Here is a 15316-nt window from a genome sequence, read left to right as displayed (position 1 = left end):
TGTAACGCATTCTAGTATAACGAACAAATGTTCATTAATCACGCTTGACTTATCGTTTTAATTCGAGATAGACCTTTGGTCAATCTTCTGCTAATCTAGAGAGTGTTTTCAAGACGCGCTGGTAGCTCAGCTGGATAGAGCAGCCGGTTTCTACCCGGCAGGTCGAGGGTTCGACTCCCCCTCAGCGCACTAATTTTCGCCAACCATAAATGGTTGGCTTTTTTTGTTCCCTTTCCAAAACTTAGATGCAGTTCTTGGGTACGAAACGATGGCACCCAAATCGTGTTAAAATAGAGGCATCAAAACCTTTAAACAGCTGGAGGAACCATGGCACAATACAACTTTATTATTTCATCGGCACGGGTCGAAACGGACGTTAAACTACCGCAAGCACCACACGCCGGTGATGTCATCTCAATGGGCTCGGATGTTCACAGCCCCCACTACTTAGTTCAACGCATTGAACTTTTCGCAAATTCTGATGTTGTTAACGTGCACGTACAACGCTTCCCTGACCAATTGGCCGCTAAGCTTGCCATCCCTGGTTTCCGCAATAACCGAAGTTTTATTGAATCGTAAGGAGGTCTTATGACTTTTCTAATTATCATTGCCCTCTTGTTGATTTTGGGCCAAGCATTAACCGGCCGTGGTCGCTATGTCGGCTTGGGATTGGGCTTCTTTATCCTATTCTTTATCCTATTTATTGGGGCCTTCAAATATATCGTAATCATCGGTTTAATCATCTGGTTGCTCTACCGCCTTTTAAACTACTTCAATGCTCGCAGCCAAGCTAGCGATCCTGAAGATGACATTTTGGAAGGTGAATTTACTGAAGTCAATCAAGATCACCACGATGACCAGTAATCTGTTCTGAAAAGGAGAATGCTATGAAAAAAGCCTTTCTTGCTTCAATTCTAATCATTGTGTCCCTTGTTGTGGCCCTCCTCTTTTTAAATCAACGCCCGCGTTTTGCCGGTGTCAGCCTGTCACAAAATGAGTATCATCACGTGACCAAAAGTCGCAAACAAGTCGACGCCATGTTAACTGATTTTGAAGGCTTTAATCATTCTCCAAAGCAAAAGCTTGCGGCTATCAAATCTGATGCCGATCAAATTTGGCAGAGCAACGCCAAGCAACTTGGAGTCCATGATCAAGCCAAGTTAAAGGAAGCACTCTACGGCAATCAGGGAATTGTTAGTCTTGCAGAAAATGCTAATAAGGGTAATTACCGCATTGACAGTAGCATTGCCTCCCTGCTTGATAAGGATTTCCAAGTCGTCATCATTAAGAGTACGAGTCCTTTAAACCACTCCTCAGCGAGTCGCGAAAAGATTATTGATCAACTTAACCGCCAACTTAAGGCGGAATCAAGGCTCTACCATCTCGCTAATCAACAATAATAAAAAGCTCGAAGCATAATGCTTCGAGCTTTTTGTTTTAGAAGTGTGCTGTGATCTTATAGATTGGCTGTCCCTTGGCAAGGAACTTTTCTTCGTATTCCGTCTTAATATTGCCTTCAACCTTATCAGGATCAGCATGCAAGTCCATGCTGTAATCGTCGGCTTCCCAGCGCATGCCGTACTTCATAAAGGAAACTAAGGAATATTCAAAGAGATGACGGTTATCAGTCTTAAATTCCACTTCCCCATGTTCCGGCAAGACCGCTTCATAAGACTTCAAAAAGCTCTTATAAGTTAGGCGGCGTGCTTCGTGACGGGTCTTAGGCCAGGGATCAGAGAAATTCAGGTAAATCTTATCAATTTCACCCTTTTCAAAATAGGTTTCAACACCATTCCCGTTTCCATAAATATAACGAAGATTGGGTAAGATACCCACGCTGTCAAAACTTTTCCGGGCCGCAATTGCTACAGCCGTCTCCTGGATTTCCATTCCAATGTAGTTGATGTCGGGATGGGCCAAGGCCATGTTCATAATAAACTGCCCTTTGCCGGATCCAATTTCAACGTGAATCGGTTGTTGCTTGGCAAACTGGCCCTGCCAACTACCACGTAATTCGGTGGCAGCATCCTGAGGAATAACAAGATCTTGGTGGGCTTCAAGCCAAGGCTTGGCCCATGGTTTTGATCGTAAGTGCATTTACTTTCTCGCTTTACTGAATTTTATTAAGATAACGGGGAATATAGAAGAGACGCATAAAGGCAATCATGAGAAGACCACCAATCGCCGTTGCAATTAGGTGAACCGGCATAAAAATATTGGCCAAGAGCATCACCAAAGTCACGGTCAAATTAATGTTCAACATAATCTGCGTGAAATCACTGCGCTGGCGGTTAATACCGATTGGTAAAATCCGTGTCCAGAGATTCTGCCGAGTATCCGCAAAAAGTGGCAAAATCTGAAAATCAACCAGAAAGACCACAACGGCAGCAACTGTAGCCGATATGATGATTGAACTCTTTGAAAGATTGATGAGTATCAAATCAGCGAGTAGGCATAGTCGAAAAACAATTGGCAAGATGGTATCGGAACGGAAAAAGCGCGTAATGAAAAGACGGTAATTAACAGGTCGACCGTCGACAAACCAGTGCAAAAGTGGATCAAGGTAGGCGCGCCTACGAACCAATCGCTCTTGCCTTGGCGTTTCGGCAAACAAGGCATAAAAGCGTTCCAAACGCCGATTATGTCGATTGGCATGCTGAATGGTTGCTTCCCAGTTCATCGCGTAGGAATCCCACTTCAATCGGGAAGTACGATGGTGCCATAGCCAGATGAGACCTAACAGTGCTAACCAGCAGGCCGTGAAAATCACGCTAATGGTAGTCGGCATGAACATGACCAAACCCAAACCAACGGCCGGATAAAGGAAGTGATAAAGCATGGCTTCTGGTAAAGTGCCACGTTCAAAAATAACGACGGTGAAGTCGCTGCGAGGGCGCAAAAAGAGTTTTTCGCGAACCTGCATTAACAAAACGAGCTTATAAGAACATAGAAAGGCAATCATGGCCGAAACAATAATCGGATTATCAATTCCAATTCGCACCAGGATTGGTGAAATCGCCAGCACAAAGCCTAATTGCCAAACGACCGCGAGAACGTAGGAAAAACGCAAAGCTTCCGGTAAATAATGGCGTACCATATCCCGATCATTTCCAAGGAAAAAAAGACGATCAGCCGGCTTGATTAAAGTCACCAAGTCACCAAACTGCAGGCCGATTATGAGCCAAACAAAGCTACCATACTGCCACCAACCCGTTTGCCAAAAGGGACTCGAGTTAGGATGCGAAAGCAGAATTCGAAAGGCAATCAATACCAAGCCGAAGAAAATAATTAAAAACATAACAAAATTATCGTTGAAAAGGAAACGTAAATATTTAACGTTAACGGCCTGCGCTTGCCTCAAACGCTGCCAGTATATTTTTCGAAAATTCATAAGTCGTCTCGGTCCCCTCTTGCAATGTCAAAGAAGTTATCCAAGGTATCCATCGTCAAACCGTGGCTTTCAGCCATTTCAACGGGACTGCCGATAAATTCGATTTTACCATCCTGTAAGACGACGAAATCGTCAACGAAGTGCTTGGCCGCTGAAAGCAAGTGCGTCGTCACGAGTACGGAGCGTCCCGCCTCTTTTTGTTCCTTAATCAAATGGATTAAGTCACGTTGCGATGGTGAATCTAAACCAATAAAAGGCTCGTCGATAATAATTAAGTCGCGGTCCAACATGAAGGCGGCCACAATCATAATTTTTTGACGCATGCCCTTGGAAAGGTTAACTGGTAACCAGTGCAATTTATCTTCCAAGTGGAAGAAACCTAACAGTTCCATGGCTCGCTTCCAGTGCGCCGCGTTATCCAAGTGATGACTCGCCAGCATTAAGTGGAGATGTTCTTCCAAGGTCAATTCATCGTAAAGAATGGGTTGTTCGGGTATGTAGGCCAGCTGGTTTTTAAAATCAGTCGGATCTTTGGTGATATCCACGCCATCCAAGGTAATTGAACCGGTGTAGGGCAAACGTTCGCCAATGATATGTTTAATGGTCGTTGACTTTCCAGCCCCATTTAAGCCAATTAAGGCAACAATTTTGCCTGCTGGAACTTCAAAAGAAATGTTTCGAAGTACGTTGTTACCAGCGTAGCCACCGGATAAATTGTTAATGATAAGTCCCATAAAGAACATTATAACATCAAGATACTTTTGCTATAATAAAAATAGTTCTACATTTAAAGGAGAAAATGATGGCTGATATCTTTGACCAGATTATTAAGGGTGAAATTCCCTGCTACAAAGTTTATGAAGACGACGATGTGTTAGCCTTCTTGGATATTTCCCAGGTTACACCTGGACATACCCTTCTCGTTCCTAAGCAACACGTTGATAATATTTTTGATTACACTGATGATATTGCACGCAAGGTTCTTTTGAAGTTGCCAATTTTGGCGCGCGCCATTAAGGCTAGCGACGACAAGATTACCGGCATTAACATTCAGTCCAACAACGGTGTTTCTGCCGGTCAAACGGTTTTGCATTCACACTGGCATCTGATTCCACGATATGACGATGATAACTTGAATGCCCAGCTGGCTCCTACCATCGATCACTCAGCTGATTTTTCAGCAGAACGCTATCAGAACATTGCGAACCAAATCGCCAAAGAAATGGAGAAGATGTAATGAAATTTATCGATAACATCAAGGGCCTCTTTTCTGACGTTAAGGACTTCAGCCAAAACGCTAAGAAGCTCTCCGCGCAAGTTAAGCTTTTGCAGGCACAAGTAGCTTCCAGTCAAGAACTTGTCCAAGACGTTCAAACTGAAGTCAACAAGATGAACTTCAAGAACAAGCCCCATTTGGACCGCATTCAAGAAGCCCAAAAAGACATGCAGGCTGAATTAGCAAAATACCACCATTAAGCCAAATATGGTAAACTGTACTTTATATTACTATTAATTTAGAAGGGATTTATTATGCGTCGCAAACTCGTATGGGGATTGCTAGCCGTTGTCTTTATTGGCGGTTTGGTCTATCTCTACTTCAATTCATCCAAAACGGTCATGTCATCATCTGCCGGAAAGATTACTCAGAAGGAATATTATGATGATGTAAAGGCTTCACAGGCCGGTCAACAAGAATTTGCTCAAATGTCTGTCCGTAAAGTTCTCGAACATTATTACGGTAAGGACGTTACTAAGAAGCAAACTGACCAAGCCTATGAAACTCAGAGAGCTCAGTTTGGTTCAGATGCAAACTATAAAGCCTACTTGGCTTCAAACGGATACACAGACCAACAGGTTAAGAACAACATCCGCTTGAATATGTTGCAAACTGCTGCAATTAAGGACAATCACAAGATTAGTCAGTCAGACTTGGACAAGGCTTACAAGAGCTATGTTCCCGACACCACTATCTCATTGATTACCACAAGTAGTGAAGATAAGGCTCAAGCAGCCATTGATGCCTTGTCAAATGGTTCAAGCTGGGCTTCCGTTTACAAGAAGTACTCAACCAAGAACAATGCCGCTTCAGCTACTGGTCAGCTTCCTACTTTTGATTCAACTAGCAGCACACCTGAAGAAGCCGTCCGTAAGGCAGCCTTTAATATGAATGTTGGCAATACTTCCGATTCCCCTGTTAAGGGTGCAAACGGTGCTTACTACGTCATCAAATTAGACAAGATGGCAAAGAAGCCTTCTGAAAAGCAGATTGAAACTAAGTTGAAGGATAAGCTTACTAATGACTTCATTGGTAACTCAAAGAATCAATCAAGCATTAACAAGATTATCGGTAAAATTCTTCGTAAGGCCGATGTAAACGTGAAGGATTCTGATTTGAAGAATGCCCTTTCTGGTTACATGACTGCCGGTGTTTCTAAGTAAAATAAAAAAGCTTCAGCAAATTGCTGAGGCTTTTTTTATTGGTCAAATTCACTAGGCTTGTAAAAGCGACGATTATCGAGGCCAAAAATACGCTTAGAAAATTCACCGTTAGCCGTCTTATCAAGTGCACCCGTCATCATTTGCATGGAGGCATCGAGATTATCCAACTGGTGCAGTATTTCAGCTTCCATCAATTCAGGACGCACAGGCGAACCGTACTCTAACAAACCGTGATGCGATAGTACAACGTGGCGAAGAATTAAAAGTTCCTCGCTATTCAAATCAAAGTTCAACTCGTTTGCTGCCAAAACTAATTGCTCATCGATAATGGAGATGTGCCCGATTAAATCGCCAGCCAAAGTATATTCGGTGGCGACTGGGCCAGAAAGTTCAATCACCTTCCCCAGGTCATGTAGCAAGGCTCCTGATAAGAGCAAATCACGATTCAACTGCGGATATTGGTCAGCGACTGATTCAGCTAAATGCGCAATCGACAGTGAATGAAAGGCCAATCCTCCAGAAAAGGCATGGTGATTCTTTTTCGCTGCTGGGTAATTTAGGAAATCATCATGGAACTTATTAAAGAGCTTACGGATAATGCGATTCCAGGTTGGCTGTGAAATCTGAAGCAGATAGTCGTTTAACTGCTCTTCCATATCCGATTTTTTAACCGGTGCATGGGCCATAAATTCTGCTGGGTTATCGGGTTCCCCTGCTTCGGCCAAACGCAAAGAGGTAATTTGAACTTGTGGCTGGTCCTTGAAAGATCCCCGAACACCCTGCAGTTTTACGATTTTACCGGTCACAAACTCTTGGATTTGGTCAGACTTGGCATCCCAAAGATTACCGGGCAAGTCGCCAGACCGGTCGGAGAATACCAAGCTGATGTATTGCTTGCCGGTCTTAGTCAAGCGAACATCAGCACTTTTAATCAGAGCAAAAAGATCCAAATGGTCATTTTCCTGGTACTGCGTCAGTAATTTTGTCATCTACTTTTCCTCCAAATTAATTGCGCCAACCGGCACTTTACTGCTAGGCAAAAGCCAGAGTAAAATCTGCTCTTCTTGCGAAATTTCTTGTAATAATGATAGCACTTCCTGCCGTCGAACTGGGTCGAAATTAACAAAGGCATCATCAATCAGGAGCGGGAAACTCTCAGGCAAATTAATCGTTTTAATCATGGCTAAACGGATTGCCAGATAGAGCTGCTCCCTTGTTCCCCGCGAAAGTTCAAAGGGCTCGAAAGTTAATTGAGCATCATTGCGGACCAAAAGCTGCCCTTTTTCAAGGAAAATTTGACGGTAAGAATTTTGTGTCAAACGAGCCAAGTAAATTTGGGCTTGCTGAATCATTCTAGCCCAGCCTTGTTCAAGTTCACCGGCCAAGGTCTGCTGAATCCAACTGGCAGAAAGCTTATTAACCAAATAATCAAAGGTGCCGTTTTGGATGCCAAAGAGATGGTTTGCTAAATCCTGCTGCTCAAATAAAGCACTATCCGTTCGCGCAAGTTGCTTTTGCTCAGCCAAGAGGTTCGCTATTCGACTTTGTTTTTCTTCCAACTCTTCCTCGACTGCAGCAGCTCGAGTTTGTAACTCATTCAAATCTCCAGCAACTGATGCTGTTGAGACTTGCCGCTGCAGATCGCGATAGCGTTGGAGTTTTTGTTCGCGGCTTACTTGCTGCTGATAAGAACGGATAAAAGCCGGAAAATCATCGACCTGGTAATGCCAGAGGATGTCCTGTAATTCTTGACCTAACTGATTCTTATTCTTCTGAAGGTTTTCAAGAAAGTCTTTTGGCTGACTGACTTCCGTCACAGTTTGCCGATTTTGTCGATTGTGCCAGAGACCTACCCCGGCAAGAATCGCCAAGACGAAGAACATTACTAAGCCTATTCCAGACCAATGATTGAGTAGGGCCAATAGGAGTAACAATGCTGAACCAGCTAGCAAGCCTTTCAGGTAGCCATCCGATTCCAGTAAGAAAAGCTCCCAACTTGCCCTTTCCGGCTGGGATACATTGTCTTCATCAGTCTTAGCAACTTCTTCAATTTGTAGGGACAGATTACTGATTTTGGCGTTCAATTGCTGGGCTTTTTGTAAATCAGTTACAGCAATTTGCTTGACAGGCGCTTGATCTAATTCAGCTTTTAAAGCCATCATTTCCTCGCGTAAACTTTGATCGCGTTGGCTTATTCGGGCTTGCTCCAATTGGCTAGCTAACGCTGCTTTTTGCTCGCGCAAGTGCTTTTGACGTACCTTCAGCGATTCGATTTCCTGCTGATTTCTTTGGTAAAGCGCGCGTTCACCTTGTTGATTCTGTTGATTTAATCGCAAATGCTGGTAGTTCTTTAAGGCCATATTCAAAGGACGCTTGGCCGTTTTAGCCTTAGCAAAAACAGCATCCCCCGCTTCGTCTAATTGATTGGCATAGGCCCACCATTTTTGACGGATTGGATCCCCGAGATGCAAGAAAAGTTCATTCAAATCATTTTGGTTTAACTTACGTAACTGATTGAGCTGGTCACTATTAAAACTGAACAATTCCTGATAATTATCCTGGTCAAGCGGACCAAATAATTGGGTCAACCAATCTTGAGCCTTTTCGATGCTTTTGCCATTTTGCAGATTGGTGACTACTAGCTCACTGTGTAAGCGATTATAACGTTCGATGCGGTAATCCTGTTGGTCAACTTGGACCGTAAGGGCACCCCCATAACGACTGCCATTGCGGGGTTCGTAAGTGTTTTTGAACTTCCCGCGATTAGGAAAACCAAAGAAGATGCCTAGTATAAAGGCCTGCATCGTTGATTTTCCAGCTTCATTAGGACCCGCAAAAATTTGAAAATCAGACAAGGAATCAAAAGTAACATTGGACCATTTTCCAAAGCCGGAGATGATTATCTTTTTAATTTTCATGACCGTCATCCTCTCCAAGCAACTGCCACATGGCGGCTGCTAAATCGGCCTTCCCTTCCTGGGAATGAAGGTAGTTCTTCACTTCGATTGGTACCTCATCTGAAAGAAAAGCTTCGATTTTTTCACTAGTCAATACTTCTGTCAAACTCTGCTGCCACAAAGCCTTTTCGTCCGCATTAATTTTAAGATTAGTCGCTTGCTGTTGCTTTCCCTGGCCAGTCAAGTGGACTGGCCAAAGCATTGGCAAGGCATGGGCCCTAATTTGCTCAAGGACAAGACCGTTTTGAATGCCATTTAGAAAGTTAACGTCATCAATTCCGCTAAGGTCAATAGAAACTAGCGTGAGTTTTTGTGGTTGAAGCTGGCTGAGCTTTTGGTTCAAGTCCAAGGTACTATTCACATCCTGCCAGGCATATTCTTCCCACAGAACAGGAGCTAATGACTTAAAATGGGACACCAGCACATCGTCCTCTTCTTGGACCAGATAAGCTCCCTTAGGACCTATCTCTTTACGATTGAGGCCCTGCAAATTTCCAGAATAAGCAATATAAGGCTTTTGATGTAAGATCTGACGCTGATGAATGTGTCCCAATGCCCAGTAATCATAGTTCTTATTCAATAAATCGTCTAAGTGAAAGGGCGCATAGGCATCCCCTTCTGCTCCTATTTTGCCGTGATAAAGGCCAATTTGGTAGTCAAAGGAAGCATCGCGATACGGAAAATCGTTCACCAAGGAATGCTTCTGTTGAAAGTCTTGATAAGAAAAGCCGGTCAAAGCAATCCGCTGCCCCGCTCGAGTCGTCAACGTATAAGTTTGCACCGCTTCAGCAAATAGATGGACATTGGCCGGCCAGTCAATTTGCAAATTTTGATCCACCCGAAAATCGTGGTTCCCAAAGGAAAGATAGACGGGAATACCGGCTTGATTTAAGCGTTCTAACTGGTACTGAGCTTCCAATTGAATGGCCAAGCCCGCTCCCTTAGAATGCAAAAAATCCCCAGGAAAGAGGACGAAATCAACCTCTTGCTCAAGGGCGTAATCAATCAAATTTTCAAAAGCAGTAAAAGTTGCTCGCGCCACTTCGCCTTGATACTGTTGGGGTAAATCTTGGTCAAGGCCAGTAAAGGGATTCCCGAGGTGGACATCCCCGGCATGGATGAATTTCAGCATAATAGTCTCCGTTAGAACAGATGTTCGCTCTTAATTATACGTAATTCCCGAATTCTGAGCAAACAAAAAAGCCTGCAGATGCAGGCTTTTTATTAGTAAAGATCAAAGTAGTTATCAATTTCCCACTGTGAAACGAACTGGCGGTATGAAGAATATTCAATCTTCTTAGCCTCAATAAACTTGCCAGCGATGTGGTGTCCGATTGATTCAACCACAACGGAATCGTTGGCCAAAGCTTCCAGCGCATCCAGCAAAGTATCAGGCAAATCCTTGATACCAGCACGACGGCGTTCTTCTTCATCCATCAAGTAGATGTTCTTATCGACTGAAGCACTAGGTTCCAACTTTTCCTTGATACCGTTCAAGCCGGCAGTAAGCATGGCAGCCAAAGCCGTGTATGGGTTAGCCGTTGGATCAACAGAACGCAATTCCAAACGGGTACCATTACCTTCCGCAACGGGCACGCGGACCATTGGCGAACGGTTTGAAGCTGACCAAGCGATGTAAACTGGTGCTTCAAATCCTGGCGTCAAACGCTTGTATGAGTTAACCGTTGGATCGGCCAAAGCGGTAATAGCAGGTGCGTGACTCAAAAGGCCACCCAAGAAATGGTAAGCCGTTTCTGACAAACCGTATTCGTCACTTGCGTCCGCAAAGACGTTGCCGTCCTTGTTAAAGAGTGACATGTTAACGTGCATTCCAGAACCGTTGATACCAGCCACTGGCTTAGGCATAAAGGTTGCGTAGTAGCCGTGCTTACGGGCAATGGTTTTAACGGCCAACTTAAAGGTTTGAATCTTATCGGCCGTGTCCAAGGCGTCCGCATACTTCCAGTCGATTTCGTGTTGACCATCTGCAACTTCGTGGTGAGCAGCTTCAACTTCAAAGCCCATTTCTTCCAAGGTCAAAACGATTTCACGACGAACATTTTCACCCATGTCCAAAGGTGCCAAATCGAAGTAACCACCCCTGTCGTTTAGTTCCATGGTTGGGTTACCCTTTTCATCCAACTTGAAGAGGAAGAATTCAGGTTCCGTTCCAACGTTAAACTTGGTAAAGCCAGCCTTATGAGCTTCATCCAAAGCGACACGCAAGGCATGACGAGGATCACCGGCAAAAGGTTCGCGATCCTTCGTGTAAACATCACAGATGATACGAGCGACCTGATGACCTTCGGAATCCGTTGCCCATGGGAAAATCAAGAAAGTTGATAGGTCTGGATACAAATACATATCCGATTCGTTAATCCGAACAAAACCTTCAATTGATGAACCATCGAACATCAAGTCATTGTTCAAAACTTCTTCCAACTGTGATACGGGTACTTCAACGTTCTTAATTGCACCAAGAACATCTGTAAAAGTTAAACGCAGAAATTCCACGTTTTCTTCCGCAATCATCGTCCGGATATCATCTTTGGTGTATTCTTTTGCCATCTCATTCTCCTTGCGCTAAGCGCTGCTTTATTTAAATCGGGCAATCTGAGCAAACTCATCTTGAAGTGAACGACGTAAGGCGGCCTCGGAAGCTTTGGCGCTCTTACGCTTGGCTTCCTGCTTGGCAAACATTTCCTTGATATCTTGCGTCGAATGACCCATGTCCAAGTAATCACGAATATCCAAGAGGCGGTCGACGTCGTTCAATGAATAACGACGCTGACCCCCACCGCCACGTTTGGGCGAAACCAAATCGTGGTCCTCGTAATATCGGATTTGCCGGTCAGACAGCATGGTCAGTTCACGAACAGTGCCAATCGGTAATACCGCTAAATTTCTTCGTAATTCACGTCCTGCCATACATTGTCCCCTTCAAGCTTAATTAGATTGTACTCATAATTAACGAGATGGTGAATATTTTGTTAACTTAACTAACATTTACTTGGCATCGTACCAAGTTGGCCCCTCATGACTCTCCACTTTTAGCGGAATGGAAAGCTTAACGGCAGAGTCCATGACATTGGAAACGACCTTGTCCAACTTTTCCATTTCTTCCTTCGGCGCTTCAAAAACCAATTCATCGTGGACCTGCAAAAGCAAGTGCGCATCCAAGTGGTTCTCTTCCAAAGCCGCCTTAACGTGGATCATAGCCAGCTTAATAATATCAGCCGCAGAACCCTGAATTGGTGAATTCATCGCCGTTCGTTCAGCAAAGGAACGCAGGTTAAAGTTCTTTGAGTTGATGTCCGGCAAGTAGCGTCGGCGATTAGCAATCGTTTCGACATAGCCATCTTCGTGGGCCTTCTTTTTGATGGCTTCCATCCATTCGTGAACCTTTGGGAACTCCTGGAAGTACGTATCAATAAAGGCCTTGGCATCCTTGCGGCTTATGCCCAAGTTTTTCGACAAGCCATAGTCCGAAATTCCGTAAACAATTCCGAAATTCACGGCTTTGGCAGTACGCCGCATGTTGGGATCAACTTCTTCATCAGGCTTCAAACCAAAGACAGCGCGAGCTGTTTCGGCGTGAATGTCTTCCCCGTTCAAAAAGGCCTTTTGTAAGTTTTCATCACCCGTCACGTGTGCCAAGACACGCAATTCAATCTGTGAATAATCAGCTCCGTAAATATTCCAACCGGGTTGACTAGCGACAAAAGCTTGGCGAATTTTACGCCCCTCTTCCGTACGCATCGGAATGTTTTGCAAGTTTGGATCAACAGAGGACAAACGACCGGTCTGGGTCAAGGTCTGCAAGAAACGGGTATGAATCTTGCTATCCTTGGGATTAATCACTGAAAGCAAACCGTCAATATAGGTCGACTTGATCTTGTTCAACTGGCGATAGAGCAAAATATACTCAACAATTGGTGCTTGTGGCGCCAACTGCTCCAAAACGTCGACGGCCGTTGAATACCCTGTCTTTGTTTTCTTGATGACTGGAAGGTTCATTTTTTCAAAGAGTAGAACCCCAAGCTGTTTAGGTGAATTCAAGTTGAATTCTTCGCCGGCAATCTGGTAAATCTTATCGACCAAAGTTTGAATACGTTGGTCTAAATCGACTCCCATTTCCTTTAACTTTTCCGGTTCGACCTTGAAGCCTTGGTACTCCATCTTAGCCAAAACAAAGGCCAGTGGCAGCTCAATATCGTGGTAGAGGTGTTCCTGTTCGCGCTTCTTCAAATCGGCCATGCTAGGCTCTTGCAGCTGCCAAATGGCATCGACCTGCTGACCCAGGTGATCAACCAAGGCCTGCTCATCTTCAGGAACCGTGAATTTAGCCCCTTTACCGTAGAATTCCTCGTCGGAAGTCATGTAGATGTTAAAACGCTGCGCCAGTGTCGAAAGCACGTTATCGTTTCCAACCGTATCCAGCAAGTAAGACACAAGCAAGAAATCAAATTTAACGTTCTTCAACTCTAAACCAAGGCGCTTAAGCAAAATCCAATCAGCTTTCACGTTAAAGACGTCTTTGGCAACGTCTTCACTGGTCAAGATGGCCTGAATCACATCGCTTTTCAGCAGATCCAGATTCTGCGAACCGTAGTAACCCACTTCCGGATTACCCAGAACAAAACCAATCATGTTGGCGGTATGATAGTTCTCACCTTCAAAATCAATGTGAAGGGCAACTTCGTCCTTAATGGCCTTTAGCTCAGCCATGTTGTTGTCCGTCAGAATATGCACAACTTGCTTTTCTTTGGGGGTCTCGCCCTTAACTTCGATTTGTCCAGATGCCTGCATGGCATGAATTTTAGCCAAGGCCTGACGGAAATCAAGCTTCTCGTAGAAAGGAATGATTTTATCTAAATCAACGCCACTATAGGTCAAATCCTGCAAACCAATTGATAGCTTAGCATCCGTGATAATGGTAGCTAGCTTGCGGGCACGAAAGGCGGAATCCTTGTCATTAATCAAGTTTTCCTTCATCTTGGAAGGCTTCATTTCATCGACCTTGGCATACAGGTTATCCAAGTCGTGATACTTCCAAAGTAGCTTCAAAGCTGTCTTTTCACCAATCTTCGTGACCCCGGGATAATTGTCGGAAGTATCGCCGGTCAATGCTTTTTTATCAATGATTTGGGCCGGCGTGATGTCGAACTTTTCGCGAATAAATTCCGGCGTATAGGAATCAATGTCCGTAACACCCTTACGGGTCAGTTGAACCGTCACGTGATCCGTTGAAAGCTGGGTCAAATCTTGATCACCAGTGAAAATTTCAACGTCGTAACCAGCCTTTTGCGCTTCACGAGACAAAACCCCAATGATGTCATCGGCTTCCAAGCCCTTTTGCTCATAATTATGTAAACCGTGATATTCGACTAATTCGCGTAGGTATGGGAACTGTTCCTTAAATTCTGCCGGCGTTTTGTCACGCCCCGCCTTATATTCAGGGTAGATATCACCACGAAATGTCTCCGTACCCGAGGTTGCATCCCAAACCACGCAGGCCGCATCTGGCTGCATTGGATCAACAATGCTCTCCAAAAAGTTGTTAAAGGCCACCAAGGCGTTAGTGTGCAAGCCGTCGTGGGTGACCATGCGACTGAGCTGATTATACATGGCATAAAAGGCACGAAAGGCCAAGGAATTACCATCAATTAATAAAAGTTTCTTCGTCATATTACCGCCCTTTTTTATCTACTTTTAGTTTAACATGAAAAAAAGCCCGCTAGCAGCGAGCTTTTTCTTAGTTGCGCGTATCGCCAGTGAGGCGGAGCAAGTAGAAGAATAGGTTGATGAAATCAAGGTAAAGCGTCAAGGCGCCATAGATGGCAACACCAGTAACCTGCGTTGAGCTATTACCATTCGTATCCATTTCAACATAGACCTGCTTTAAACGATTCGTATCATAAGCAGCAAGTCCAGTAAAAATGAAGACACCCACAATTGATACAGCAAAGGTCAAAGCAGCTGAGGCAAAGAACATATTAATCATGGAAGCAACGAAAATTCCAATCACACCGCCAACTAGGACAGAACCCCAGCCTGCCAATGACTTTTTAACCAACAATCCGTAAGCAGCCATAGCAGCAAAAATCGATGCGGAAGTCAAGAATACACTAAGTACTGAAGCCGCCGTAAAAATGGCAAAAATCATCGAGAACATAATCCCTTCAACAACCGCGAAGGCCATCAAATAGACAAAGGCTCGTGATGGATTTGAGCGCATTGCCGAACCTATTCCAGAAATCAAAGCAAATTGAATTCCGAAAAGAATCAAAATTCCAACAATGCTTCCGGTCAAGTAAGCCATTATAGAACCAAACAAGTTCTGAACAATCAAGCCAGTTAAGGCGGTTACTCCTAAAGCAATGGCCATATATCCATAAATTTTAGTAAAGAAATTACGCATTCCTGCGTCATTGGTCGTCACATCACGACGACGGTTTTCAAAATTATTATCCATACAAACCTCCCTCGAAGGGTTCTTAACTAATTCCTGGTATTATAGCGAAATTAG

At 44.2% G+C, this 15316-nt stretch carries 16 protein-coding genes and 1 tRNA gene; 7 read left to right on the top strand and 10 right to left on the bottom strand.

Annotation, left to right across the window (positions count from 1 at the left end):
- Positions 1-115 precede the first annotated feature (115 nt).
- The 4 genes from ABSY64_RS01625 to ABSY64_RS01610 all read left to right on the top strand — a co-directional run bounded on the left by ABSY64_RS01625 (position 116) and on the right by ABSY64_RS01610 (position 1400).
- Positions 116-189: transfer RNA gene (locus ABSY64_RS01625), tRNA-Arg, on the top strand.
- A 138-nt stretch (positions 190-327) separates the two neighbouring features.
- Positions 328-579 carry a hypothetical protein gene (locus ABSY64_RS01620; RefSeq protein ID WP_349641317.1) on the top strand — a complete coding sequence of 84 codons (252 nt, stop codon included), beginning with the start codon at positions 328-330 and terminating at the stop codon, positions 577-579.
- Positions 580-588: 9 nt separating this feature from the next.
- On the top strand, positions 589-864 hold the full coding sequence (locus ABSY64_RS01615; RefSeq protein WP_349641316.1) for a hypothetical protein: 276 nt from the start codon (positions 589-591) through the stop codon (positions 862-864).
- Positions 865-887: 23 nt separating this feature from the next.
- Positions 888-1400, top strand: coding sequence for a hypothetical protein (locus ABSY64_RS01610; RefSeq protein ID WP_349641315.1), 513 nt, complete (start codon positions 888-890; stop codon positions 1398-1400).
- A gap of 37 nt (positions 1401-1437) precedes the next feature.
- Here ABSY64_RS01610 and trmB read toward each other — a convergent pair whose 3' ends face one another.
- Genes trmB through ABSY64_RS01595 form a run of 3 tightly spaced genes read right to left on the bottom strand, consistent with a single transcriptional unit; the run spans position 1438 to position 4125 of the window.
- Positions 1438-2097 carry a tRNA (guanosine(46)-N7)-methyltransferase TrmB gene (gene trmB, locus ABSY64_RS01605; protein ID WP_349641314.1) on the bottom strand — a complete coding sequence of 220 codons (660 nt, stop codon included), beginning with the start codon at positions 2095-2097 and terminating at the stop codon, positions 1438-1440.
- Between the two features lie 13 nt (positions 2098-2110).
- On the bottom strand, positions 2111-3391 hold the full coding sequence (locus ABSY64_RS01600; RefSeq protein ID WP_349641313.1) for an ABC transporter permease: 1281 nt from the start codon (positions 3389-3391) through the stop codon (positions 2111-2113).
- Positions 3388-4125, bottom strand: coding sequence for an ABC transporter ATP-binding protein (locus tag ABSY64_RS01595; RefSeq protein ID WP_349641312.1), 738 nt, complete (start codon positions 4123-4125; stop codon positions 3388-3390). Before ABSY64_RS01595 ends, ABSY64_RS01600 begins: the two co-directional genes overlap by 4 nt.
- Before the next feature lie 68 nt (positions 4126-4193).
- Here ABSY64_RS01595 and ABSY64_RS01590 point away from each other — a divergent pair, with 68 nt between their 5' ends.
- From ABSY64_RS01590 to ABSY64_RS01580, 3 genes are read left to right on the top strand one after another with little or no spacing between them, the layout of a single operon-like run.
- Positions 4194-4628, top strand: a complete 435-nt coding sequence (locus ABSY64_RS01590) for an HIT family protein (protein WP_349641311.1) — start codon at positions 4194-4196, stop codon at positions 4626-4628.
- A complete protein-coding gene (locus tag ABSY64_RS01585) occupies positions 4628-4867 on the top strand; it encodes a hypothetical protein (RefSeq protein WP_349641310.1) in 240 nt (79 codons plus the stop codon). Before ABSY64_RS01590 ends, ABSY64_RS01585 begins: the two co-directional genes overlap by 1 nt.
- Positions 4868-4921: 54 nt before the next feature.
- Positions 4922-5830: a peptidyl-prolyl cis-trans isomerase gene (locus ABSY64_RS01580; protein WP_349641309.1), complete on the top strand. Its 909-nt coding sequence runs from the start codon at positions 4922-4924 to the stop codon at positions 5828-5830.
- A 35-nt stretch (positions 5831-5865) separates the two neighbouring features.
- Here ABSY64_RS01580 and ABSY64_RS01575 read toward each other — a convergent pair whose 3' ends face one another.
- From ABSY64_RS01575 to ABSY64_RS01545, 7 genes are all read right to left on the bottom strand, one after another.
- Entirely contained in the window at positions 5866-6819 is a 954-nt protein-coding gene (locus ABSY64_RS01575; RefSeq protein WP_349641308.1) for a 3'-5' exoribonuclease YhaM family protein, read from the bottom strand.
- Positions 6820-8748, bottom strand: a complete 1929-nt coding sequence (locus tag ABSY64_RS01570) for an ATP-binding protein (protein WP_349641307.1) — start codon at positions 8746-8748, stop codon at positions 6820-6822. It lies immediately after the preceding gene.
- Positions 8738-9919 carry a metallophosphoesterase family protein gene (locus ABSY64_RS01565; protein ID WP_349641306.1) on the bottom strand — a complete coding sequence of 394 codons (1182 nt, stop codon included), beginning with the start codon at positions 9917-9919 and terminating at the stop codon, positions 8738-8740. Before ABSY64_RS01565 ends, ABSY64_RS01570 begins: the two co-directional genes overlap by 11 nt.
- A gap of 92 nt (positions 9920-10011) precedes the next feature.
- Positions 10012-11355 carry a type I glutamate--ammonia ligase gene (glnA, locus tag ABSY64_RS01560; protein ID WP_349641305.1) on the bottom strand — a complete coding sequence of 448 codons (1344 nt, stop codon included), beginning with the start codon at positions 11353-11355 and terminating at the stop codon, positions 10012-10014.
- A 27-nt stretch (positions 11356-11382) separates the two neighbouring features.
- Positions 11383-11715, bottom strand: coding sequence for a MerR family transcriptional regulator (locus ABSY64_RS01555; RefSeq protein ID WP_349641304.1), 333 nt, complete (start codon positions 11713-11715; stop codon positions 11383-11385).
- 78 nt (positions 11716-11793) lie between these two features.
- Positions 11794-14475, bottom strand: coding sequence for a DNA polymerase I (gene polA, locus ABSY64_RS01550; RefSeq protein WP_349641303.1), 2682 nt, complete (start codon positions 14473-14475; stop codon positions 11794-11796).
- Positions 14476-14542: 67 nt separating this feature from the next.
- On the bottom strand, positions 14543-15262 hold the full coding sequence (locus ABSY64_RS01545; protein ID WP_349641302.1) for a Bax inhibitor-1/YccA family protein: 720 nt from the start codon (positions 15260-15262) through the stop codon (positions 14543-14545).
- Positions 15263-15316 lie beyond the last annotated feature (54 nt).

The sequence above is a fragment of the Eupransor demetentiae genome, assembly GCF_963930865.1.
GTDB lineage: Bacteria > Bacillota > Bacilli > Lactobacillales > Lactobacillaceae > Eupransor > Eupransor demetentiae.
The sequence above is the reverse complement of the archived record's forward strand: the minus strand, read 5'-3'. Positions and strand labels throughout refer to the sequence as shown.